The 770-nt window shown below is 72.2% G+C and carries 1 protein-coding gene; it reads left to right on the forward strand.

The features are described 5' to 3' along the window. Nucleotides 1–31 precede the first annotated feature (31 nt). Nucleotides 32–770: serine/threonine-protein kinase (locus MCAG_RS01735; protein ID WP_157548348.1), on the forward strand; the 739-nt coding region annotated here is incomplete at its 3' end.

The raw sequence follows: 770 nt of genomic DNA on the forward strand, positions 1-770 counted from the left end.
GAGCAGCGCCCGCTCTGGGTACGGTATTGCTGTGTTGTCTTCGGGAGTCGTACTCAGCGGTCGGTACCGCCTGGACGACCGTGTCGCCACCGGTGGCATGGGTGACGTCTGGCGGGCCACGGACCAGATCCTCGGCCGCCGGGTCGCGGTCAAGGTCCTGCTGCCGGCGCTGGTTTCCGACCCGGACTTCATCGCCCGGTTCCGCGCCGAGGCCCGCATCATGGCCGCCCTGCGGCACCCCGGCATCGTGCAGGTCTACGACTGCGGCGAGGACGACCTGCCCAGCGGCGAACGGGCCGACTACCTGGTGATGGAGTTCGTCGAGGGCGAGCCGCTGTCCAAGCGGATCGAGGCAGCGGGGCACCTCGGCGTGGCCGAGACGATGTCGATCGTCGCCCAGGCCGCCCAGGCGCTGCACGCGGCGCACGCCGGCGGGATCGTCCACCGCGACGTCAAGCCGAGCAACCTGCTGGTGCAGGAGGACGGCACCGTCGTGCTGGTCGACTTCGGCGTGGCCCGGTCGACCAACGTCACGAGCATCACCAGCACCAACGCGGTGCCGGGCACCGCGCTCTACATGGCCCCCGAGCAGGCCGCCGGGCGACCGGTCTCCGGGGCCACCGACATCTACGCCCTCGGGGCGGTGGCCTACTGCTGCCTGACCGGCGGGCCGCCGTTCACCGGGGACAACCCGTTGCAGGTGGCCGTGCGGCACCTGGACGACGAGCCGCCGGAGCTGCCCGCCGACATTCCCGGTCCGGTGCGGGGCC

This window comes from Micromonospora sp. ATCC 39149 (assembly GCF_000158815.1).
In the GTDB taxonomy this organism is placed as follows: Bacteria; Actinomycetota; Actinomycetes; order Mycobacteriales; family Micromonosporaceae; genus Micromonospora.